Raw genomic sequence first — 22290 nt, 5'->3', positions numbered from 1 at the left:
ATGCGCTTAAAAGAGTTTTTAATAAATTACAAGCAGCCATTAGATTGTTATGAAAGAATGTCGTTTACCGACTTGGAGTTTCCATTCGAGATACATGCACAGCATTTCTTGAATATTGCAGAGGAAGATCTTTCAACTAACGATCTGCGCGGCAACATCAATGCTTTGACCAACGCTAAAAGAGCTATTGATTGTCAAGTTGAAGCTATTATTGAAGTTTTGTCACTTAAGAAGGCCAAACAGTTTCCCGCAAAATTAGAAAAAATTAATGAAATAGGATTGGTAGCTCCTAGGATTCTCAAAAGGTTAAACAAATTGAGAAATGCACTTGAGCATGATTTCGTATCTCCATCAAGAGATGAAGTAGAAGACTTTATTGATGTGGCAAGTTTGTTTATAGAGTTATCAAACGGATTATTTAGAATGTATGCATGGCAGTTTGCTGTTTATGATAAGCGTACATATGGAGACAATAATGGGTTTCAGGTCAACCTAAATAGAGATGACAACACCATGGAAATAAATATGTATAAAATTAACGGTAAAGTAGCTACCTATATGGTTAGGCCTGGTGAACATGAGTATATCCCCCTAGTAAAGCTCGCAATTAAAACCGATTGGGGTGACTCTATTGAAACTGATGAGCAGCTTATTCAAAATATGATTCAAAATATAACCTCACCGCAAGCATAAAGACAAAGCTAACAAACTGTTTAAGAGTAATTCGCAACGCGTGGCATTTTCACTATGCCTTGATTTTAGTGATTAAGGTGGTGTGCGGCGGCTTCAGTATTGCGTTGCTCACACCTTAATGCGGCGTTATGTGAGCCGAATAGCGCAATCAAATTTTTTACTAACTAATGAGAAATCTATGAAATTAAGAAATACTGTATTCCAGCTATTTTTTAGTACGTTTTTTTCGTTCCCCTCATTTTCAAATCCTGTGCATCGCTTTTTTGTATACGTCACTGCGTTCTCTTTTACCAACAGTTAAAACGGTGACAATAATTACGTCATCCTCAACTTTATATACTAATCGGTAACCAGACTGTCGCAGCTTAATTTTGTATAAATTATCAGCGCCTGATAGCTTTGACGCTGGCACGTGAGGATTATCTAAGCGTTCTAATAGTTTTTCTTAAATTGCTCACGAAGCGTTGCACCTAGTTTATTCTATTCTTTATATGCGCTCTTTTTGAAATCTAACTTATAAGTCATGGATGTTTACCGAAATCGTTTCTTCATTCTCTCGTTCTGCGGCAAGAGATAATAGTTCAAGGTCTTCAATTCGATCCATCAATAGTTCATAAGCTTCTGCTGGCACACAATAAAATGCAGGCTCATTCCTGTTTAGTATAGCAACAGCTTCGCCATTAGCACTTGAAGCTACTTTCATTGGGTTAGCTTTAAACTCGGTAATACTTGCAGCAACATCAGCTAAAATTCTAGTAGTCATAACGGTCTCTAATTAGGTTGATTATTCGGTCATAATAGCGTGTCATTGCGGTTTAACAAAGCAATCACACGATTTATTACATTCGGAGTGGTTATATGGAATCTGTTAACTTTAAAAAAAGATATTGTTGCATCCAGTTAACTAATAGAATGGGTATTCCAATTGTGAAGCTCGAAGCTAGGGGTACCCCAGATTTGTATTATGATGTTGTAAGTCATTTAACAGTAACAGATAGGACTCATGAACTTCGTTGGAATGGCAACAAAGAAGAATCCTGCGTATTGAATGAGTTATACTCAAAGGATAACTTGCGAGACGTCCCTAACCATCTTAAGCCTAGATTTTTTTAAGGTAACAATATGATTAATAGATCAAAGTTGAAATCTATAGCATTTACGACAACGAGACTTGAGGTTGAAAATGTTGACTCTTATTTGGCGTCAGGATTGCTGAAATCACAGTTATTGTCTGAAATTGTTAACTTACTTTCTCCCTCAGTTGTTGAATCATTACCTCCATATTTTCATGATATTAATACTGAATCAGATGCTGAAATCTGGCTTTTGAAAATGGTATCAGAAAGCCATTTGTTTTCAGTTAAACGTAAAGGTTTTGACCCGATTATTGGTTTCGTTTTCCTTTATGAATCAGCTAATGCTACAGCTCATTTAGGTTATCTATTAGCTGAATCTAGTTGGCATCAAGGTTACGGTAGTGAGTTATTATTTGGTTTACTTAAAAGCTGTCGTGATAACCAATTAGTAGAAAAACTTATTGGTGGTGTAGATATTGGAAATGTAGTTTCGGCAAAGTTACTTGAAAAAGTTGGTTTTGTTGCAACTCAAGAGGGTGGCAATGGCGCCATTTTCTACGAATGTGTGTTGTCTTAACCACAAATTATAAAAAATGCGTTAAGACAGATTTCCAACGCATGGCTTTTTTCATTTTATCGTTGGGTTTTGTGTTTAACGTGGCCTTCGCTGCTTTGAGGTCAACAATTAGTAAGGTGTCTTAAATGAGAATCTTGGTAACAGGCTCTGCGGGTAGAGTTGGGCGTGCAATCTATATTAAATTAATGCGAACACATGACGTAGTAGGCATTGATAAAACGCCTTGCTCAACAGCTGATTACGTTGGTGATATTCGTGATAGTGCTATGATGGATGGGGTTCTTGAAAATATCGATGTCATCATTCATACAGCGGCTCTTCATGCCCCTCATGTTGGATTAGTACCTGATTCAGAGTTTCAATCTATCAACGTAGACGCGACTGAACAACTGGCTTTGGCTGGTGTAAAAGCAGGTATTAAGCACTTTATTTTTACCAGTACAACTGCATTATACGGCTATGCTTCGACGCCTAAAAGTATTGCAGGTTGGGTTGATGAGGAAGTTATCCCGCAACCCAAGTCGATTTATCATAAAAGTAAAATTGCGGCTGAGACTAAGCTAGAAGAAATTTCAAATCTGTTTCAGCTTCCAGTGACTGTGCTCCAAATGTCGAGATGCTTTCCTGAGCCTGCGGATGCAATGGCAGTATTTCGTTTGACTCGTGGTATTGATGCTCGCGATGTAGCAAATGCTCATTTATCTGCTGTGGAAAAACGGCTAAGTGGTTTTAATCGTTTTATCATCTCAGGGGCAACACCTTTTCATCTTTCTGATTGCGAAGCTCTATATACTGATGCTGGAGCTGTCATCAAGCGTAAGTGCCCTGAAATCGCGCTAGCATTTAAACAAAGAAATTGGCAGTTACCTCAAAGCTTAGATCGCGTATATGATTCATCGTCCGCACGTGAGAAATTAGGCTGGTTACCTATACATGGTTTTGAAAGTGTTTTGGACATGCTAGATACTGAAACAGCAGAAGTATTACCAATTTTGAAACGCAGCTAACAAACGACTATGATGAAATGTTGGTAGGTTTTTTATTGGGGCTGGGTGAAGGAGAAATCCTACAGTCTCGTTAACTGGTTCTCGGTTTAAATTAATTCACCGATACTGGCTCTAATGTCTGCAATTGTAATAAACAGTTTGTTATCAGCGTCTTTGAACGCAGTAAAACCGTATTTTTCATAGAAATATTCAGCGCCATCTTTTGCGTCAACTATGACAACAGGGAAGGCGACTGTTTCACTTGCCATTAATAGTTTTCTAAGCGCATCAATCAAAAGCCATTCACCGAACCCCTGACCTTTGTATCTATGGTCAACGGCTAAGCGGGCAATCAAACCACCAGAAGTTACACTGTGATGTTTCTTCTGTAATTTAGGAGGTAAATTCTGAATATCAATCGGAGTCATGGTTAATGTGTAATAACCAATAATGTGCACAGGACATTGTTTATCTTCAAGAACAAAGGTACGAGTATTGTCTTTCTTAGCTTGTTGGCTTGCCATAACTTTCAAGTAATTATTGAGTGAGGTAATACCACAATCAAAACGGTTTCGGTCATGTTTAGCTTTTTCTAATTGGACAGTATTCATTATTGAGTTTTATTCATATAACGTGAAGCGGCTTGTTGTAACTTGCTATTTGGTTTGGCTGGTTGGTCTAACGCAGTCATTAAACTCATAGCATCTTGCTGACTTAGTTGTAAGGCACGTTCACGTTCCATAATGGTTTTTGCTTTTTCTACAGCCGCACTCAGCACAAATGAGTTAATGCTAGACATACCGGCAATAGCCGCAGCTTGAGACAGTAGTTCTTGTGTCTCAATATCTACACGTGCTGTAATACGAGGTAATGCAGTCGCCATAATAATCTCCATTCCGTGTCAAAGTGGCACAAGTGAATTCTAGTTTAATTATTATACGATGACAAGTTGGTGTCACTTTGGCACGCAGTTAAAAAATGCATCAACACGTTTTACTATACTCGGCATCTCAGGTTGTCTGGGGTTTCTCGTTTTAAGGCGTCAATTTCAAGTATGATTGTATAGTAGTAAACGTGTTATGCAGGCGTTAGGTAACTAAGGAGTTTCAAGTAGAGCATATGAAACCAAGTATAAGTGATGTATTAAAAGCTCTTCAGGATAGCTGGTCTTTAGAAAGCACTGAGGAACCAGAAAACTGGACTCAATCTAATCCAAGTCGTGGGCAATGTGGAATATCTGCGCTCATAATTAACGACTATTTTGGCGGAAAACTAGTTCTATGGAAGGTATTTTTGCGTGAAGAGCAAGTTGGCTTTCATTACTCAAACGAGTTACCCGATGGTACTCTACTTGATTCAACTGGCGATCAATTCTGGGAAAGTGAAGAACTAAAAGAACCTTCTTCATTTGAAAGACCAGATAAACCACCAAAGAATGGAGCTGACCGGTATTTGAACTTATCAAATTTGGTTCGTAGTAAATTGGAAAGTTATCGGGTAGAAGCGGAAGTCTCTACCTAACAATTTAAATGATAATCTACATGGTAGCAAACGTGTTATGAAGGCGTTGTTCGGTTGCAGAAAAAATAGGAGTTTAAATTGCTAGAAATCAAAACCATAGGGCTTTTCTTTGTAACCGCTATTGCAGAAATATTGGGCTGCTACTTGCCATACCTTTGGTTAAAAGAAGATAAATCTATCTGGTTATTAGTGCCTGCAGCTTTCTGTCTTGCTCTATTTGCATGGTTATTGTCTTTACATCCGACAGCTGCTGGTAGGGTTTATGCCGCTTACGGTGGTGTCTATATTTTTGTCGCAATTTTATGGTTGTGGGTCGTAGATGGCATTCGTCCTAGCTTGTGGGATATTGTAGGTGCTTCAGTCGCGATACTAGGAATGGCAATCATAATGTTTGCCCCAAGAACGACATAACAACACTTTAAGAGGTTAATTATGATCCCATTAAATACATCAATTGTGTCAGGCGTGGCATTATCTAAAATTGATGGCGAAGTGAAAATGCTACTCATGAAAAGAGTAAAAGGTGGCTTTTGGTGTCATGTCGCTGGCTCAATTGAAGAAGATGAAACTGGCATTGATGCTATCGTTCGTGAGTTTAAGGAAGAGACTCAAATTGAAGTCTCAAACCTATACAACGCTCAGTTTTTAGAGCAGTTTTATGAAGCGAGTGTGAATGTAATTCAGCTTATCCCTGTTTTCGTTGTGATGTGCCCACCAGAGCAAGAGGTGGTTCTAAATGAAGAGCATACAGAATATAAGTGGTGTAGTTTAGAAGACGCGCTAGGGTTGGCCCCATTTCCAAATCAGCACGCAGTGTTTAAGCACGTGTGGTCGTATTTTGTAGAAAAGCCAGTCAATGCGCTTTATCGGGTAGATGTTGGCTAATAAACCATTTAAATCTTCTATGGAGGAATGGCGGCATGAGCAATCGTGATCTATTTTCAGCGTTAAGTTCAGCTCTTGTTGAAGCTAAAGAGCATTCAGAGGGTAAAGTTACTCTCAAAACTCACCAAGTAAATGACTCAGTGAACTAAATGTCTCACCAGAGGAAATCGTCAGTATTCGGGAGCAACTCAATATGTCATCTGTCTCAGAGAAAGATTGGAAATTATTTCGGAAGCTACAAGTTGAATTAACGTCGAAAGCTTGTGATTTAGTATTTAAGAAAGTTGAAAATATAACCAATAATCGAGTTGGTAAAGAACGTCTTGATGGCACTATTCTAAATGACCTTCAAATGGTTAAGTCGATAAAAGCCTAACAAATAAATCACTCATAAGGAAATTCATGGAAGAACTTCAAGGTGGCCGTGAAGGGCAGGTTTTTCGCTCTGAACACAAGGTTTATCGACCACGTGGTAAGTGGTCTGAAACTATACATAGTTTGTTGTCCCATATTACCGAGAATGGCTTTAATGCAGCCCCTAAGCCTTACGGTTTTGATGATAAAGATAATGAAATCTTATCTTATGTCGAAGGAGACGTTTTCAATTATCCGCTAAAAGGTAATATTGCCACGACTGAAGCACTAACTTCGGCTGCTAAACTTCTTCGTTTATACCACGATGCATCGAGTTCGTTTCTATTAAATCATTCGGTTGAATCACTAGAGTGGATGCTCCCTAGTAGAGAGCCCATGGAAGTTATCTGTCATGGAGACTACGCGCCATACAATGTTGCTCTGATTGGCTTAGAAGTCGTGGGTATTATCGATTTTGATACTGCGCATCCAGCGCCGAGAGTTTGGGATATCGCTTATGCCGTGTATTGTTGGGCTCCATTCAAAACCAATGAATACGATGCAATGGGGAATTTAGGATCTCAATCTATACGAGCTAAGCAGTTTTGTGATGCTTATGGTTTGCTTGATGTTGATCGTTTGGCTTTAGTTAAAGCAATGACAGAGAGAGTTCAAGCGTTGGTTGACCATATGCATAATGAAGCAAGTAATGGCAATCAAGCTTTTATCGAAAATATCAGAGATGGTCATCATTTAGCGTACCTAGCAGATATCCAATATTTGAGTGACAATAAGCAGTATATTACCGATGTATTGGTTGGTAAAAAGTGATTATAACAACGCTTGGTGCTTTTCATTCCGCATACCTTCACCTCTCACATCGAATTTAGAGTTACAACCACTTTTCTAATGCAACCAATGATAGCTGTTTTCTCAGATCTCTATGTTTACTGGTGAATAAAAAGGCAATCAACATTCATTTTGTGAATTATTACTTTCTACGCCTGATCGAACTTATCAAATGTGTTATGTTTTATAAATAATAAATAGATCAGTATAATTCGCTAGGTAAATAATGAAAAGCAGTGGTTTTACTCTAATAGAGCTCGTCGTCGTAATCGTTCTTCTTGGTATTCTTTCAGTCGTTGCCGCACCTAAATTTCTCAATTCACAATCAGATGCACGTATCGCTGCATTGGATGGTTTTATTGCACAGTTCCATACGGCAGATACCATAGCAGTGAGCAAAGCGGCCATTACGGGAGTTGATGATAGCGATGGTGACGTTTTATTGCCCGGAACTGATGTGTACGTGAACCGTGGTTATATCAGTTTAAAAGCCGATAATGTAAAAAATGCGATGAATACGACAGGCTATTCAATGGAGAATTTTATGGGCAATAATATTCCACTACTAATGATTGGCTTGGGGGAGGATGTCGATTTTAGTAAATCGAGAACGGAGCAATGCTTTGTTATGATTTCAAGAAGTTTTGGTAATTTTGGTGCTAATAATCAACTCGCTTACGGTGACTTAAAGATCACTAAATATTACCGAGATTGTTAACTCATAATACCGAGGCTTCTATCCTGAAACTTGGTTACTAGTTGAAGTCACAGAGACAATTGCTTGTTCATCAACACGATTTACTACATTCGGGATTCAAGGTTTCTTTGGGTTTATCGTGTTTAAGTGATAAGTTTAGGTCTAATCTGCATACTGGCTAGTGTGTTTTCAGGCGTTAAATAAAATCGTCAAGGAGGACGTAAATGAAAGTGTATGGTGACCTACAATCCGGAAACTGTTTAAAAGTTAAGATGTTATTATCCTTTTTAAATATTGAGCATGAGTGGATTCATGTGAATATTTTAGATGGTGAAACAAAAACCGCTGAATTCCTATCTAAATACCCCAATGGAAAAATCCCAGCAGTAGAATTGGATGATGGTCGTTATCTGTGTGAATCGAATGCCATCTTAGGGTATTTTTCTGAGAACACGGTATTCCTACCAACAGATACCTATTTGAAAGCCAAGGTGTATGAGTGGTTATTCTTTGAACAATATAGCCATGAGCCTTTCATTGCGGTCGCTCGTTTTATTCAAAAATACTTAGGTATGCCTAAAGAAAGGGAAGACGAATATCTTTCACTTCAAAAGGGTGGACATAAAGCGCTTCAATTAATGGAAAATCAATTAACCCAAACTAAGTATTTAGTTGGCAATGAAATGACCATTGCTGATATTTCTCTTTATGCTTATAGCCATGTTGCCGATGAAGGTGGTTTTGATTTAACTCGTTATCCAGCAATTCAAGATTGGTGTCGCCGTATTCAATTAACATCAGGGTACGTTGGTATGGCGTAATTTAGAGTTAACAAAGCAAAGATAATGAGCAATTAACTGTTTTGAAGTAAATATGAACATACAGGAAGTTACTCGTATTTATAATGAATACGAACGAAAAGGAAGCACTCTCGGTGGCTATACAAAAGTAGTCACTCCTGAGGTCGTTAAATTTGTTTCTGGTACCCAATATGGCAGTTTTATATCATTCTTTGACCTAAATGATGAAAATATAGACAGTGTTATCGAAAGAGAAAAAGCGTATTTTGCACAGCGTGATCTATCTTTTGAGTGGAAGGTTTACGATACTGATTTACCAACCTCAATTGATAAAAAATTGATATCCCATGGATTTGAAAAGGGTGAGTCAGAATCCTTCATGGCGCTTAGTTTAGATGAGCTTTCTATGATAGATGTTGATCACGATGCATGTATCGAGGTGAGTGACAAACAAGGAATAAAGGATGCTATTTCTGTCCAAGAGCAAGTATGGGGCGGCGACTTTAGCGGCCAATTAGCTCAACTTATTAATGCGAAAAAATCAGCCCCTGATGATTTAACAATCTATGTTATTTATGAAAATGATTTACCCGTTGCGTCTGGGTGGGTTGTTTATACGGCCAATAGTCCATTTGCAGGGATCTGGGGTGGCAGTACACTTAAAGAGTACCGAGGCAAGGGCTATTATTCGACTCTTTTGCATCAGCGAATTAATGATGCTATCAAGCGTGATATCCAGTATTTAATTATTGATGCGTCTGATATGAGTAAACCAATTGTAGAAAAGTATGGTTTTCAATTTGTTGCGAAAACAACGCCATATACGTTGAGGACTAAAATTTGATATACCCAAAGAGATTAAGATAGGTGATAAATATAAAAAACATTCAAACGATGGGATATACCATTGCTGCATTAATTGCGTTTGCTGCAAATTCGGTACTATGCAGAATAGCACTGAAAGATGATGCCATTGATGCATCAAGCTTTACTGCGATACGTCTTTTATCTGGCGTTCTCATGTTTTTCATCTTGTTTCGTTTCAAAACTAAATCATTCCCCAGTATTTCTGAAAAGAAAGGCGGTCACTGGAAAACAGGATTTATGCTTTTTCTCTATGCGATTACCTTTTCATTTGCGTATATATTATTGGATACAGGGACGGGTGCGCTTGTTTTATTTGGTGCTGTTCAACTTACAATGATAATCACCAGTATAGTGAAGGGAAATAAATTACATGTCTCGGAGTGGCTAGGCATTGCTATCTCTTTTAGTGGTCTTGCTTATTTAGTTTATCCGACACTGACGACACCTAGCTTCTCAGGCTTTGTTTTAATGGGATTGTCAGGTATTGCCTGGGGAATATACACATTGTCTGGTCGTGGATCGGTTGATCCTATGGGAGATAGTGCGCTTAATTTTAAATATACCATCCCTTTAGTTTTATGCTTGATTGCCATTACCTTCCCAATGATGGAGATTTCATTTTATGGGGTGGTATTAGCGATTCTTTCAGGTGCTTTCGCGTCAGCGTTAGGTTATACAATTTGGTATGTCGCACTAGGTGGTTTATCAGAAATAGAGGCTGCCGTTGTTCAATTATCGGTTCCCGTTATAGCAGCAATCGGTGGGGTTATATTTGTCTCAGAATCAATTAGTCTTCGGCTAGTTATAGCATGCTTACTTGTCCTTGGTGGGATCTTAACTGTGCTGATTGGTCGATGGAAATTTGCACATAAACGAGCGTAATAATCATATCAACACGGTTTACTTGATTCGATATTCTTAGATTGGTTTTGGGTTTACCGTATTAAGTGGTAAATTTAGGCTTAATTGCATATTTTAAGTAAGGGAAATAGATTGGCTCAAAAATACTACGTAGTCTGGGAAGGTCGCGAAACAGGAATATTTACAACATGGGCTCAATGTAAAGCTCAAGTCGATAAATTTGCCGGAGCGAGGTATAAATCATTTCCTTCATTAGTTGAGGCTGAATCGGCTTTTGGCAATAAATCGAGTATTCAATCATCTGCTGCTAAGACGGCGAAAACACCAAGTAAGTCAAAAAAGACGCCTCTTACTCAAAAACAAATAACGGATATGCTATTTGATATTAAAATCTTCACGGATGGGGCAAGTGTCCCTAACCCTGGTGAGGCGGGTGCTGGTATTGCGATCTATGAGAATAATAAGATAAGTGAATTGTGGTATGGTATTTATCAAGCGGTAGGTACAAACAATACTGCTGAGTTAAATGGATTGCATCAAGCTTTTATATTGGCAAAAGAGAAAATGGCGAAAGGGCATTCAGTTGCTATCTACTGTGACTCTACTTATGCGATACAAAGTATAACTCAATGGGCTGAAGGCTGGGCAAAGAAAGGCTGGACGAAAGCAAGTGGAGAAATCAAAAACTTAGACATCATTAAACCAATGTATGCGTTGTATCAAGAGATAGCGAGCAAAGTGGAAATCTATCATGTTAACGGTCACGTTGGCATTGAAGGCAATGAATTGGCGGATAGAATGTCGATTGTAGCGATTGAATCTAAAGATGCGTCGTTAACTCTTTATCGAGAAACGACAGACATAGCGAAAATTTTAGCGCTTCGTGCAGGTTAAGAAATACATACACAATTTTATAGAAATAAATGTGTTCTAATTTTAGTGACACACTCTGGTTTTTCTCTGGTTTGGTAATAAAAAGGAAGTAGTATGAATTTGGATAAAGCTAAAAAACGCATCGCTAAACAGGTTAAGAAAGGTTTCCATGGCTACCCTAAAATTACGTTGGCTTATTACGGAGCAACGAAAGATTGTGCAACCGAAGTGGTGGTTCAATTCACGATGGGAGAAGGTGATAGCGCACAAGAAGAACGCTTCTCTTGTGAGACTGAAATAAGAGAAAATGAATTGATTCAAACAACATTGTTGAAAGTTATTGAGAGAGCTGATGCCAATTCAGTGATCGAAATAGAAGGTGTTGCGCTGCTTTAGTATGCCTAACTAGGTTTACACATTGATATGTATATATCGTCTGCTAAAGGCGATTTATACTGATTGCATCTAAGATTTTTAGTTATTAACAAGGAGTGTGTCATGGGTACCGTTATCGGAATAGGTGTTTTGGCATTAATTGCGTTCTTAGTAAAAAAGAACACTGGCCTACATTTACACCAATGGATTACTAAAAAATATCAAGATCATTTAGATAGTAAAAACCACGACTAAGCGCATTTTATATAATGAGTGCGTTTATTTAAACACTCGAATCTACTCGCAATGATAAAATAGACCTATTACTATAGGGATAAGTTTAATCAATAAGAAGTAATGAACATGTCTCTTCCTCCTTGCCCTGTATGTAACTCAGAATTCGTTTACCAAGACCAAAATAATCTTATTTGTCCTGAATGCGCTCATGAATGGAACCCTGAAGAAGCGTTAATGGAGGCAAGAGTCATCGTAAAAGACGCAAATGGAACATTATTGGAAGAAGGCGATAAAGTTACGGTAGCGAAAGATCTAAAAGTAAAAGGCAGTTCTTTAGTGATTAAAGTCGGCACAAAAGCCATTGTTAAACGCATCGTCGATGGAAAAGATCATCAATTAGATTGTAAAGTTGATGGCGTTGGTGAAATGATGGTTACCGCTCAGTTTGTAAAAAAGGCCTAACGGTGATGAGTAATAATGGAGAGGTAATTGAAATCTTACGTAGCCATATTCCATCATTTGAATGCACAAAAGGGTGTCACGATTGTTGTGGGCCAGTCACTGCGTCTGCGGAAGAAATGCGCCGTTTGCCTGTAAAAACAGATGCCGAGCATGAAACTGCATTAGAAGAATATAACTGCGTGCATTTGGGACCTCATGGTTGTACTGTGTATGGAGAGCGTCCATTAATTTGTCGTTTGTTTGGTACAACACCACGTCTGGCTTGTCCTAATGGTTGTCGACCAGAGGAAATGGTTGATGAGAACATTGAGAAGTTAGTGCATCATTTTAATAGAAATACACGCCAAGTACTGGTTTAAATGAAAACAGTATCTATTATCGCTCTAATCGTGAGCTCTGTACTTGTTGGCTGCACACATTTAACGCCATTAGAACTGCCAATTTTGGCATCTGATATTCAACCACAGACTTATACTTATAATGAACTTAATGCTAAGCAAAATGTGTTATGGGGAAAAGCACGTAAACACATTCTTAAAATGTACGGGCAAAGCCAACCAGTTATTCGAGTAGCTAACCAAACAAATGGTACTTTGATAGGTAAAGGTGTTATCGGTTGGAAAACCTCACCAACAAGCGAATTATATTGTTACTCTGAATATGATTTTCGATTAATGGCACGAGATAATAAGGCTCGTTTTCAACTGCAATTAATACCGGGTGTTCTTACTAAATCGAGCTGTGAGAATAGGGAACTCCCTTCGCAATACGGCTATAAACAAATAATCGATCAGTTTGATGCTATGTCGGATAAGCTTGAGAGCACGTTATTAGAATAATGTCATTTGATCTGAATGATGCGTTTTGATATCTAATGGTGAGCTTAGGTTTTGAAAGTATTCAACCCAAACACTATTGCTTCGTGGAAACTCTCGTTTTAGAGATTTCTTGGCTTGTTTTTTAGTGCTTGCAGCGTCTCCAATAAATGATGCATTTTTAAATCCATTCTCTATGATTTGATACTCTGTTGTATTGATACAGTAGATAAGAAAGCCGCGATCTTTTTTATACGTTTTGAATTGAATTGCTTCTTTTGGCTGTAGCTCTCGAAGTTGTTTTTCGATAAGTGGTACGATTTGGGAAATATGAACCATGATAAATTAACTCAATTTTATAATAGGTTAAGATAGCATAAGTAAGGTTATTATAAGTGATAACTAATATTGCAATCAAAAGAACCCTAAAAGTAGATAATAGAAAATCTACTATAATAGAGTTAATAAAGGAGTAGGAGGTGCGCGATTATGTCTCTTTTAAATGGCCCTTTAGACAGTCATCAGAATTACTTAAATTACATTGCATTAGAAAACTGTTTTGAATACTTTGGTTTGGTGGAATCACAGAGAAAACAGAAGAGTTTCGATTTAACAGCAAACTATCATCGACTTCGATTGCTTCTTAATGCCATGGAATCGATGAATACTGTTTTGGACTACTTCTTCCATGAGCAAAAAGAATCGCAAGGATGGAATGATAGCCAACGTAATCTTATTCTAGAAAGAATCAAACGAAAGCATCCAGTCCTATACCAACTAGATCAATTACTGAATGCCTATAAGCGTGTTGAGCATCGTGATATGAAAGCTCTTGTCGCGACAGATCTACAAGCAACCGTGGTTTCGATAAGTTCAATTAAGCAAAAGATAGAGATTGATTTTAATTCCACTGAGGATGAACGCATTATTAGTGACGCGTTTGATTTTTGGTTTGAATACAATAAAGACCCAGATATTAATACGTTACTACCATAGTGTGATGGACATCATTAACGCGGCATAAATAGTGATTATTTTTTATAAAATTATGGTGACAAAAGATCAAATGTTGAGCAAAATGCGCCTCGATAATTTATAACTGAGTGTTATTGAACAATGGATATCCAACGTATTAATCCAAGCGCTAAATGGTCTGATGTAACTGTTTTTAATAAGATGGCACACTTTGTTGAAGTGCCATTTGATGAAACGGCAGATATGTTAGGTCAAGTAGAACAAGTATTTGCACAAGCTGAAGAGATGCTAGCAAGTGTGAATAGTGACAAATCACGCCTTGTGTCTGTGACTATCTATGTAACGGATTTTGCAAACCTAAGTATTTTAAACGAAGCGTGGATCAACTGGTTACCAGAAGGGTGCGCACCAAGTCGAGCGTGTCTAAAAGTTGAGTTGGCAGATCCTGCGTATTTAGTGGAAATTGCATTCGTGGCAGCTGTTAAGTAATGTTCGTTTTCATTCGATTTTAAGATAGATAAGTAGGAGTTAAGATGTCAGGGATGACGGATTTAGATATGCTATTAACATCAATGTCGCCACAATTAATGGATGGCGACTATGTTTTTTGTACTGTGAAGGGGGCATTGAGTGAATACGTTCAATATAACCCGCTAGCAACATATCAAGAACGTGAGGGCCTAACATTAGTGTTAAGCCTAGAGGAAGCACGTCGAGGTAAGTTTGAATTCGACGGTGTTTATCGTTTAATCACTCTAATGGTACATTCTAGTTTGGATGCAGTAGGCTTAACTGCTGCGGTTGCAAACAAACTGAAATCATATGGCATTAGTGCAAATGTCATTGCCGCTTATTACCATGATCATATTTTTATTCAAAAAGAGAAGGCCGAGCTCGCATTAACTGCTTTAAAAGAATTTAGCAGCTAAAAGCTAAGGCATTAAAGCCTACACATTCAATTCCTTCAGCCTTAAGCCAATGTAATAACTCGGGTGATGTTAATAAATCTCTCTCTACCACACGCATAGCTAGATAGCTTGTTAGTTCAGTAAGGTCAGAGTTATCTTCTGTACTTGGATGGCACATGAGTTCTAAAATACCATTAGAAGAAAGCGTGTCTTTATAGGTTAAAAGTAGGGCTTGTAACTGCTCAAGAGATACTCCGTCATCAAAAAATTGAGCGCCAAATGCATCTGGAGTAGGTACTGTTAGTCCATCTTGGCCACTTACAATATTATCTATGCGACGAACAGGAAGTCCAGTTTCATTAGCAAATCGAATAAATGCTTTTTTTAATGGCGGGTATACACCAGCGAAATGGTGACTATCAATATGATTAATGTCAAAACCTGCCTTAATTGCGGCATTATACTGCGCCTTAAGCTCAATATAGACCTCTTCTTCGCAGACATTTTTAGTCATTAGTATTTTTCTATTGAGGAAGTACCCATTAGCATCAATTAGGCTTGAAACTGTGGCAGGATCTGACAATGGTTGCCCTGCAGTGACGGTAAAGTGCAGACCAATCTCAGGAACTAAGCCTTGTTTATACAGCAATGTTGCGTGCTTAACGCCTTTTTGATTCATCATTATTGTGGTTGAGGTAACGATACCTGACTTAAAGCATTCAACGATGCCATTATTCACACTTTCTGATAAGCCAAAATCATCGGCATTCATGATTAATTTCATGACTATTTATCCTAATATCATTATTTCTTGGGCTGCTAAGTCTATTAGTAAGTCATTTAATCGGAATTGACAAGTGAGTATAATAACCTCGTGAATAACGAAGGCTAATGCGTGATAGATCCCTCGGTTTTTTAAGATATTAGATAAGTATTAAGGTTAAGCGTGAATTATATGAACAAAGCAACAATCATGGGAATGGTCATTTCATTTTTAGGTTTAATTGGACTTATTACTGCGATGTCTATTGGTTCTCATTTCCCAATATATCAGTGGCCTTACGAAGCATTTCAAGGCATTGCCTTTTCTCTGTCCTTTGGACTCGGGTTATCCGTAAGTATTAGTTACATTGTAACTTGTGTTCTGTTTTTTATTGCTGCGAGTGTTTTCTTTATGTTGGGTGCTAAATTATCGCACTGCCTGTTTCGTGCTAAGTGATGGCAAAGTAAAATAATCAGATTAATAAGTGTGTGTCACGTTCTGTGCTTTTGATGTTGAGTATAATTCTAAGATAATTGTTTTTATTAAACTTTCTGGGATTTTAAATGACTGAAAAAGAAAAGATGTTAGCCGGTCTTCCGTACGATGCTTGGGATAAAACATTATTAAATGATCGTATGAATGCTAAGGCAGTTTGCCATAAATTTAACCTAGCAGATCCAACTCAACTAGATGAAAGAATGGCGATTCTAAAAGGGCTTTTATGTATTAAAGACCAAGCTCATATGGAACCTAACTTTTTTTGTGACTATGGCTATAATATTGAAATTGGCAGCAACTTTTACTCAAATCATAATCTGACGATTGTTGATGTATGCAAAGTGACGATTGGTGATAACGTATTATTTGGTCCGCATGTAATGATCTCAACGGGTACCCATCCTTTAAACCCTATTGAGCGCCAAAAAACAGAATATGGTGTGAGTATTTCTATCGGCAATGATGTTTGGGTTGGCGGTAATGTTTCTATTTTACCAGGTGTTAAGATTGGTAATAATTGCGTGATTGGAGCGGGCAGTGTCGTTAACCGTGACATCCCAGATAATAGTGTTGCTGTTGGTAATCCTTGTCGGGTGATCAAATCCATTTAAGCGATGAAAAAACGGTATTTATTATGCACCCAGTGGCCTTAGGTTATTGGGTGTTTTATTTTTAAATAAAAAGAAATGAAAGTAAAACGATACTGCTTAAACTATGAACTAGAATTGTCGTTATACCAGAAACTCTTACCTATATTTCACATAAGTAGAACCAACATGATGTAAATTAATGGAATTATAAATATTAGGATAATGATCATGAGACAGAAAACATTACGCTTACTTTTAGTTTCTACAATGAGCTGTGGTGCCTTTTTTTCAGGAGCGGTAATGGCTCAAACGTCATCTCTTACTGATTGCAGTACTAAAGTTGGTTGTGACCAAAAAAGCTGTGAAATTGAAAAACAGATCTCTTTTGCTAAAGAGAATGGAAATGGACACAAATTAAAAGGATTAAATATTGCGCTTGAAGAAGTGCATACCTATTGTACTAATGAGAACATTAAAAGCGATTTAAAAGAAGAGATTGAAGAGCTGAATGAAGAAATAGCGGAAGACCATTCAGATTTGATTGAAGCGAAGCAAGATCAAAAAGCAGATAAAGTAGATAAATATCAACGTAAGATTAAAGAAAAAGAGCAAGAGATTGAAAAGCTTAAAAAAGAGTTAATGAGAATTAAATAAAAATCAGGGGTCGATAATGGATTTAGATATCTATCAAGTGGATTCATTCACTACAGAAGCGTTTAAAGGAAATCCTGCAGGAGTGTGTATTACAGAGCATGGATTAACAGAAGCGCTTATGTTGTCAATTGCTGAGGAAATGGCGGTTTCAGAAACGGCATTTCTTTCTCTTTTTGATATGAAGTTAAGATGGTTTACTCCAGAAGTGGAAGTGAATTTATGCGGTCATGGAACCTTGGCTGTTGCGCATATCTTAAAAGAAATAGGAATAGCGAGTATTGATGACACCATTATCTTTAATACCTTGTCAGGAGTATTGTCGGCAAAATTACAAGACTCAAGCATAGCGCTCGATTTTCCTGCTACAGAGCTGACATTTACTGATATTAAAAAGAAAGACTTACTTCTACATTTAGGTATTGAAGAGAAAGACGTCGTATCATTTGGTCAATTCGATACTAAAGATTTTATTGAAATTAAAAGTGAAGCAGCGTTACGTAATCTTTCGCCTAATTTTGATGGATTAAAGCAACTGGCTGGTCGTGGTGTACTTGTTACTGCAGAATCATTATCTGATGAGTTAGATTTTGTTTCTCGTTACTTTGCTCCGTGGGTAGGGATTAATGAAGACCCTGTTACGGGTTCCGCGCATTGTGCATTAACCGTGTATTGGTCTAATAAATTAAATAAATTGCTCTTGAATGGTTACCAAGCCTCATCTCGTGGTGGTTATATTAGTACTGAATTATTACCAACGGGTCGAATTAAGTTAATTGGTTCTGCGGTAACAACAATAAAAGGTAAATTGATAATATAGGCGTCATTTATAAATAAAAAGGGTTAAGGTTAATGGCTTCACCTTTGTATTTCTGTTTTTAAATAGGTAGTTATGGACAGCTTTTTTAGTAGTGAGATTATTCTCTCTAATTCGACCTTCTTTTTCTTTATGACGTTATTACTTACTGGCTTTCTTCATATTCCGCTTTGGTGCGGTAAAAATTTGTCTAAAATACAATGGAAAAAAATTGATTATCTTTGGCCTATTGTTGCTGGTATTGGTTTGATGGGGACGGTTTCTGAAGTCAGATCAAGAGTGGCGAGTGATTGGGCTGATACTGAACATACACGAGCGGTGTTAAGTCTAGAATCTATAAATGATTATACCGTGAATCAATTAAACAGTTTCTTATGTGCGAATGATGCAAGAGTCGATGAGGGGATTGCATCGCAACAATCTTGCTTATGGCTTTCTGAATCTGCGCGCTATTTACAATCAATAAATTTTAACGAATTACCCAATGTGACGTTTGATAGTTTGCCAAAAATCACATTTAGTTCTGATTTGATCGATTCGGATGTCATGTGGTTGCAAGGCATGTTTGATAATTATCAGACTCAAAAATATGTCTATGAAAGTACGGTATTAGAAACAAAGAAACACCCATTAGAAGAGCTATTTTGGTATTTGAGCCCTTATTTGATCTGTATTGCAATTTCAGTTCGTGTGACTAAAGTATCTGCAGAGTTAAAGATGGAGAGACAATCTGAATGATCTGACTTGATTAGTGGTCGGTCCAGATAGAACCTGGCTCACACTATGACTAAGGGATAATAGCGTTTCTTTATTTAAGCGGTATTTTTATTAATGTAGATAACAATACTAATAAAATACATAAGGAAATGTGATGCTCACTGAAAAGCTATCAGGCTTAGAATTAATGCAGGCAATGGTGACGGGGGATTTTCCTCATCCATCAATGGCTGATGTTGTTCCAATGAAAATTATCTCAGCAGAATATGGCAACGTGGTGTTTGAAGCGATGGCTGACGAACGACACTTAAACCCACTTGGTGGCGTACATGGTGGTTTCTTCGCAACGGTGATGGATTTAGTGACAGGTTGCGCTGTTCATACGACATTAGAGCCGAATATTGGGTATGGAACGATTGATTTGCATGTAAAGATGCTCAGAGCCATCCCTAAAAATACGTTATTGATTGCAGAAAGCCGGGTGATTCAATCTGGTTATTCTTTGGGGATATCGGAAGGAAGTTTGAAAGATGAAAAAGGGACTTTATATGCCCATGCGACCGCAACTTGTATGATCTATCGGGATAAGTAAGAGCGATTTATAAGAGTAAATAAGAGAAAAGGGTTAAACAGCTAAGAGCGGTATATTAACCATACCACTCTTAGTTTTATTCGTTTATTTTGGATACTCGATTACGCGTTTTTTAGCATATCTAGAGCAACCGCCTCAGCGATTTTAATTCCATCAATACCTGCAGATAAAATACCACCCGCATAACCTGCGCCTTCACCACCTGGGTATAATCCTTTCGTGTTTAGACTTTGGAAGTCTGCGCCACGTTTGATTTGTACCGGAGATGAGGTACGAGTTTCTACGCCAGTTAGCATGGCATCTTTACTGTCAAATCCACGGATTTTCTTAGCAAATGCAGGCAGAGCTTCACGAATCGCTTCAATCGCAAAATCTGGAAGTGCATCGCTAAGATCTGTCATTTTAACGTTAGGCTTATAAGATGGTTCAACGTTTTCAAACGGCTTACCTTTACCAGCCGCAAGGAAGTCACCCACCATTTGAGCTGGAGCATCATAGTTACTTCCGCCCATTACGTATGCATGGCGTTCTAGCTTACGTTGTAGAGCAATACCTTGCAGCGGATCATTATTAAAGTCTTCAGGTGAGATACCAACAACGATTGCACTGTTTGCATTACGCTCACTACGTGAATATTGGCTCATACCGTTAGTTACTACTGCATGTTCTTCTGACGTAGCAGCAACAACAACACCACCCGGACACATACAGAAGCTGTATACAGAGCGGCCATTTTTACAGTGGTGCACGAGTTTGTAATCAGCTGCGCCTAGAAGTGGGTGGCCTGCATTTTTACCAAATCGAGCTTGGTCAATCATCTCTTGTTTGTGTTCAACACGGAAACCAATTGAGAATGATTGAGCGTCCATACGAACACCTTTGTCATGTAGCATTTGGAATGTATCACGCGCACTATGGCCAATCGCAGCAACAACGTGTTTACTATTAATGACTTCGCCACCGTTTAGTGTCACGCCTGTCACTTGTCCGTCTTCGATATTGATTTCATCAACGCGAGTTTCAAAACGAATGTCACCGCCTAGATCAATGATTTTACTGCGCATTTGTGAAACCATCGTCACTAACTTATAAGTACCGATATGAGGCTTACTTACGTAGATGATTTCAGCAGGAGCACCGGCTGCAACAAATTCTGTTTTTACTTTAAGTCCTAGGAAGCCTGGATCTTTCACTTGGCTGTATAGCTTGCCATCAGAGAAAGTGCCTGCGCCGCCTTCACCAAACTGAACGTTTGATTCTGTGTTTAATTCACTGGTACGCCAAAAACGGAAGGTATCTTTTGCACGTTCATGTACTGACTTACCACGTTCTAATACGATTGGTTTGAATCCCATTTGCGCTAAGATAAGTGCAACAAATAAACCACATGGGCCCATACCAATAACGATAGGGCGCTCAGTTAGATCAGCAGGAGCAGTGGCAACGTATTTGTATTCTGTGTCAGGTGAAACACGAATATTATGGTTGTCTTCAAAGTTGCCTAGTAGCTGCTCTTCATTCACGTCTTGCAGAGTAATATCTAGTGTGTAGATTAAGAAAATTTGATTCTTTTTACGTGCGTCATAGCCACGTTTAAATACATGGATATCAACCAGCTGTTCTTCAGTAATAGACAGTGTGCTTAAAACTGTATTTTTCAGTTCGTCTTCACTGTGATCCAGCGGTAATTTAACTTGGTTGATACGTATCATAATTCACCTGATAGTTGGCATGAAAATAAGCGCGTAGTTTACGTGATCTATCTCAAAAATGTAATCAATATTACCGCTTAAAAACGGCAAAAGTACTCATTTTATATCACACCATACCAATGATGTTTTTTTGCCAGTTTTTTCAATAATGTAATTTCATTTTCTGAACTCACTTTTAACCATTCGATTAGATCATCAATTACGGCTGAATGGGTTCGTTGGTGTCCATAATAGGTCCATGCACTGTGCTGAATTTTCACATTTTCAGGGCAATAGAAGAAGCCTCTTTCTAATTCTTGAAGTATTAACAATAAATCGGTAACGGTTACACCTTGTCCTGATAAACAGGCACTTAATGCGAGATCTAGAGAAAGAAAACTGGTATTTCTTATCTGTTGATACGGGGGCATAGCGACATCTGCTAGCCACATCTTCCAATCGTGATGATCAAGCGTAGGGTGCAATCTTGGCATCGTTAAAATTGAATCTATATTAGTATGCTCTGTTGCGATACTTGCGGCACACACTGGGGCCATAAACTCTTCTCGAAGAAGGAACATATTTTCTTTGTTGTCGTAATGATCTTTTAAGCGTGTATGGAAGATCAGTAGATCATAATCTGGGTTATCTAAACATTCGTCTTCTTCTAAAGAAGGGATAATTACGATTTCGTAATCAGGGTAACGTTCATTAAGCTCTCGAACTTTAGGAATGAGTACCCGAGTAGCAAAGCTGAGCGTTGCTTTGATAACGATTCGTTTCTGTTTTGGCTCTTGCCAAGATGAAATGATTGATTCTAATGTGGAATAGTTACCTTGTAACGCATGATAAAGCTCTAATCCTTGTAAAGTCAGTTCAATGGCTCGATGCTTTCGTATAATCAGGGATGCACTGAGATCATCTTCAAGCTGCTTTACTTGACGACTTACTGCACTTTGAGTCACATTCAATTCATTGGCGGCAGAGGTAAAACTCATTAGGCGCGCCACGGATTCAAAGGTTTTTAGTCCATTATGTGAGTACGGTAAATTGGGATAAGGGGTCATAATTTATTCACATGAGTTTTTGGAATGTCAGTGTGACGGATATATCAATTGAATACCAGTCTCTAACCCTTTAACTTTGGCTAATTGATACCT

At 38.0% G+C, this 22290-nt stretch carries 34 protein-coding genes and 2 pseudogenes; 28 read left to right on the top strand and 8 right to left on the bottom strand.

The window, feature by feature from the left end:
* Positions 1-693 (top strand): hypothetical protein, encoded by a 693-nt coding sequence (locus tag AC2INI_RS07025; RefSeq protein WP_486304432.1) that lies wholly within the window; start codon positions 1-3, stop codon positions 691-693.
* Between the two features lie 241 nt (positions 694-934).
* Here the strand turns inward: AC2INI_RS07025 and AC2INI_RS07020 are convergent.
* Positions 935-1218 (bottom strand): annotated as a pseudogene (locus tag AC2INI_RS07020) (type II toxin-antitoxin system RelE family toxin).
* Complete coding sequence (locus AC2INI_RS07015; RefSeq protein WP_486304431.1) at positions 1208-1456, bottom strand: type II toxin-antitoxin system Phd/YefM family antitoxin; 249 nt, start codon at positions 1454-1456, stop codon at positions 1208-1210. The pseudogene AC2INI_RS07020 and the gene AC2INI_RS07015 overlap by 11 nt, the downstream one beginning before the upstream one ends.
* 359 nt (positions 1457-1815) lie before the next feature.
* Here AC2INI_RS07015 and AC2INI_RS07010 point away from each other — a divergent pair, with 359 nt between their 5' ends.
* Together AC2INI_RS07010 and AC2INI_RS07005 are read left to right on the top strand one after the other, a co-directional pair.
* A complete protein-coding gene (locus tag AC2INI_RS07010; protein WP_486304430.1) occupies positions 1816-2346 on the top strand; it encodes a GNAT family N-acetyltransferase in 531 nt (176 codons plus the stop codon).
* Between the two features lie 125 nt (positions 2347-2471).
* Complete coding sequence (locus tag AC2INI_RS07005) at positions 2472-3353, top strand: NAD-dependent epimerase/dehydratase family protein (protein WP_486304429.1); 882 nt, start codon at positions 2472-2474, stop codon at positions 3351-3353.
* Between the two features lie 86 nt (positions 3354-3439).
* Here the strand turns inward: AC2INI_RS07005 and AC2INI_RS07000 are convergent, their stop codons facing one another.
* Both AC2INI_RS07000 and AC2INI_RS06995 read right to left on the bottom strand, forming a co-directional pair.
* Positions 3440-3946, bottom strand: a complete 507-nt coding sequence (locus AC2INI_RS07000; protein ID WP_486305706.1) for a GNAT family N-acetyltransferase — start codon at positions 3944-3946, stop codon at positions 3440-3442.
* Complete coding sequence (locus AC2INI_RS06995; protein ID WP_045102015.1) at positions 3943-4215, bottom strand: type II toxin-antitoxin system TacA family antitoxin; 273 nt, start codon at positions 4213-4215, stop codon at positions 3943-3945. The genes AC2INI_RS07000 and AC2INI_RS06995 overlap by 4 nt, the downstream gene beginning before the upstream one ends.
* A 236-nt stretch (positions 4216-4451) precedes the next feature.
* Here AC2INI_RS06995 and AC2INI_RS06990 point away from each other — a divergent pair, with 236 nt between their 5' ends.
* From AC2INI_RS06990 to AC2INI_RS06915, 16 genes and pseudogenes are all read left to right on the top strand, one after another.
* Entirely contained in the window at positions 4452-4853 is a 402-nt protein-coding gene (locus tag AC2INI_RS06990; protein ID WP_122034671.1) for a YunG family protein, read from the top strand.
* A 78-nt stretch (positions 4854-4931) separates the two neighbouring features.
* Entirely contained in the window at positions 4932-5264 is a 333-nt protein-coding gene (locus tag AC2INI_RS06985; protein ID WP_045102021.1) for a YnfA family protein, read from the top strand.
* A 21-nt stretch (positions 5265-5285) separates the two neighbouring features.
* Positions 5286-5738, top strand: coding sequence for an NUDIX hydrolase (locus AC2INI_RS06980; protein WP_486304428.1), 453 nt, complete (start codon positions 5286-5288; stop codon positions 5736-5738).
* A 35-nt stretch (positions 5739-5773) separates the two neighbouring features.
* Positions 5774-5937: pseudogene (locus AC2INI_RS06975) on the top strand (transcriptional regulator); the annotation flags it as partial.
* Positions 5932-6114, top strand: coding sequence for a hypothetical protein (locus tag AC2INI_RS06970; RefSeq protein ID WP_486305738.1), 183 nt, complete (start codon positions 5932-5934; stop codon positions 6112-6114). The pseudogene AC2INI_RS06975 and the gene AC2INI_RS06970, both read left to right, overlap by 6 nt.
* A 26-nt stretch (positions 6115-6140) precedes the next feature.
* Positions 6141-6923 (top strand): phosphotransferase, encoded by a 783-nt coding sequence (locus AC2INI_RS06965; RefSeq protein WP_486304427.1) that lies wholly within the window; start codon positions 6141-6143, stop codon positions 6921-6923.
* A gap of 244 nt (positions 6924-7167) precedes the next feature.
* Positions 7168-7659 carry a type II secretion system protein gene (locus AC2INI_RS06960; RefSeq protein WP_486304426.1) on the top strand — a complete coding sequence of 164 codons (492 nt, stop codon included), beginning with the start codon at positions 7168-7170 and terminating at the stop codon, positions 7657-7659.
* A gap of 203 nt (positions 7660-7862) precedes the next feature.
* Positions 7863-8459, top strand: coding sequence for a glutathione S-transferase family protein (locus tag AC2INI_RS06955; protein WP_486304425.1), 597 nt, complete (start codon positions 7863-7865; stop codon positions 8457-8459).
* A 52-nt stretch (positions 8460-8511) separates the two neighbouring features.
* Entirely contained in the window at positions 8512-9282 is a 771-nt protein-coding gene (locus tag AC2INI_RS06950) for a GNAT family N-acetyltransferase (protein ID WP_486304424.1), read from the top strand.
* Between the two features lie 23 nt (positions 9283-9305).
* Complete coding sequence (locus tag AC2INI_RS06945) at positions 9306-10187, top strand: DMT family transporter (RefSeq protein ID WP_486304423.1); 882 nt, start codon at positions 9306-9308, stop codon at positions 10185-10187.
* Between the two features lie 111 nt (positions 10188-10298).
* The gene (locus tag AC2INI_RS06940) at positions 10299-11060 is read left to right on the top strand and encodes a ribonuclease H1 domain-containing protein (protein ID WP_486304422.1); all 762 of its coding nucleotides are present in this window, start codon (positions 10299-10301) and stop codon (positions 11058-11060) included.
* A 93-nt stretch (positions 11061-11153) separates the two neighbouring features.
* Positions 11154-11435 (top strand): hypothetical protein, encoded by a 282-nt coding sequence (locus tag AC2INI_RS06935; protein WP_486304421.1) that lies wholly within the window; start codon positions 11154-11156, stop codon positions 11433-11435.
* 102 nt (positions 11436-11537) lie between these two features.
* Positions 11538-11669 (top strand): hypothetical protein, encoded by a 132-nt coding sequence (locus AC2INI_RS06930; RefSeq protein WP_274443168.1) that lies wholly within the window; start codon positions 11538-11540, stop codon positions 11667-11669.
* Positions 11670-11777: 108 nt separating this feature from the next.
* Positions 11778-12113 carry a zinc ribbon domain-containing protein YjdM gene (locus AC2INI_RS06925; RefSeq protein ID WP_122034703.1) on the top strand — a complete coding sequence of 112 codons (336 nt, stop codon included), beginning with the start codon at positions 11778-11780 and terminating at the stop codon, positions 12111-12113.
* A 5-nt stretch (positions 12114-12118) separates the two neighbouring features.
* A complete protein-coding gene (locus AC2INI_RS06920; RefSeq protein WP_486305705.1) occupies positions 12119-12472 on the top strand; it encodes a YkgJ family cysteine cluster protein in 354 nt (117 codons plus the stop codon).
* A complete protein-coding gene (locus AC2INI_RS06915) occupies positions 12473-12952 on the top strand; it encodes a hypothetical protein (protein ID WP_122034707.1) in 480 nt (159 codons plus the stop codon).
* Here AC2INI_RS06915 and AC2INI_RS06910 read toward each other — a convergent pair.
* The gene (locus AC2INI_RS06910) at positions 12944-13267 is read right to left on the bottom strand and encodes a hypothetical protein (protein ID WP_486304420.1); all 324 of its coding nucleotides are present in this window, start codon (positions 13265-13267) and stop codon (positions 12944-12946) included. The two genes, AC2INI_RS06915 and AC2INI_RS06910, sit on opposite strands and share 9 nt — an antisense overlap.
* A gap of 150 nt (positions 13268-13417) precedes the next feature.
* Here AC2INI_RS06910 and AC2INI_RS06905 point away from each other — a divergent pair, with 150 nt between their 5' ends.
* From AC2INI_RS06905 to AC2INI_RS06895, 3 genes are all read left to right on the top strand, one after another.
* Positions 13418-13924: a hypothetical protein gene (locus AC2INI_RS06905; RefSeq protein ID WP_486304419.1), complete on the top strand. Its 507-nt coding sequence runs from the start codon at positions 13418-13420 to the stop codon at positions 13922-13924.
* Between the two features lie 120 nt (positions 13925-14044).
* Positions 14045-14392 carry a RidA family protein gene (locus tag AC2INI_RS06900; protein WP_122034711.1) on the top strand — a complete coding sequence of 116 codons (348 nt, stop codon included), beginning with the start codon at positions 14045-14047 and terminating at the stop codon, positions 14390-14392.
* A 44-nt stretch (positions 14393-14436) separates the two neighbouring features.
* Positions 14437-14832 carry an ACT domain-containing protein gene (locus tag AC2INI_RS06895; protein ID WP_122034712.1) on the top strand — a complete coding sequence of 132 codons (396 nt, stop codon included), beginning with the start codon at positions 14437-14439 and terminating at the stop codon, positions 14830-14832.
* On the opposite strand, the gene AC2INI_RS06890 is transcribed toward AC2INI_RS06895, so the two are convergent.
* Complete coding sequence (locus tag AC2INI_RS06890) at positions 14822-15595, bottom strand: carbohydrate deacetylase (protein WP_486304418.1); 774 nt, start codon at positions 15593-15595, stop codon at positions 14822-14824. The genes AC2INI_RS06895 and AC2INI_RS06890 overlap by 11 nt on opposite strands.
* 171 nt (positions 15596-15766) lie before the next feature.
* Between AC2INI_RS06890 and AC2INI_RS06885 the strand changes: the two genes are divergently transcribed.
* The 6 genes from AC2INI_RS06885 (at position 15767) to AC2INI_RS06860 (ending at position 19439) form a co-directional block, all read left to right on the top strand.
* Positions 15767-16030, top strand: coding sequence for a hypothetical protein (locus AC2INI_RS06885; RefSeq protein WP_486304417.1), 264 nt, complete (start codon positions 15767-15769; stop codon positions 16028-16030).
* 107 nt (positions 16031-16137) lie between these two features.
* A complete protein-coding gene (locus AC2INI_RS06880) occupies positions 16138-16683 on the top strand; it encodes a sugar O-acetyltransferase (protein WP_486304416.1) in 546 nt (181 codons plus the stop codon).
* Positions 16684-16890: 207 nt separating this feature from the next.
* The gene (locus tag AC2INI_RS06875; RefSeq protein WP_486304415.1) at positions 16891-17316 is read left to right on the top strand and encodes a DUF1090 domain-containing protein; all 426 of its coding nucleotides are present in this window, start codon (positions 16891-16893) and stop codon (positions 17314-17316) included.
* A 16-nt stretch (positions 17317-17332) separates the two neighbouring features.
* On the top strand, positions 17333-18133 hold the full coding sequence (locus AC2INI_RS06870) for a PhzF family phenazine biosynthesis protein (protein WP_486304414.1): 801 nt from the start codon (positions 17333-17335) through the stop codon (positions 18131-18133).
* A 72-nt stretch (positions 18134-18205) separates the two neighbouring features.
* Positions 18206-18868 carry a hypothetical protein gene (locus tag AC2INI_RS06865; protein WP_486304413.1) on the top strand — a complete coding sequence of 221 codons (663 nt, stop codon included), beginning with the start codon at positions 18206-18208 and terminating at the stop codon, positions 18866-18868.
* Between the two features lie 133 nt (positions 18869-19001).
* Positions 19002-19439 carry a PaaI family thioesterase gene (locus AC2INI_RS06860; RefSeq protein ID WP_045102045.1) on the top strand — a complete coding sequence of 146 codons (438 nt, stop codon included), beginning with the start codon at positions 19002-19004 and terminating at the stop codon, positions 19437-19439.
* Positions 19440-19540: 101 nt separating this feature from the next.
* Here AC2INI_RS06860 and AC2INI_RS06855 read toward each other — a convergent pair whose 3' ends face one another.
* On the bottom strand, positions 19541-21151 hold the full coding sequence (locus AC2INI_RS06855) for an NAD(P)/FAD-dependent oxidoreductase (protein ID WP_486304412.1): 1611 nt from the start codon (positions 21149-21151) through the stop codon (positions 19541-19543).
* 101 nt (positions 21152-21252) lie between these two features.
* Positions 21253-22197 carry a LysR family transcriptional regulator gene (locus AC2INI_RS06850; RefSeq protein ID WP_045102047.1) on the bottom strand — a complete coding sequence of 315 codons (945 nt, stop codon included), beginning with the start codon at positions 22195-22197 and terminating at the stop codon, positions 21253-21255.
* Positions 22198-22290: the final 93 nt, after the last annotated feature.

The organism is Aliivibrio friggae, assembly GCF_057368515.1.
The sequence above is the reverse complement of the archived record's forward strand: the minus strand, read 5'-3'. Positions and strand labels throughout refer to the sequence as shown.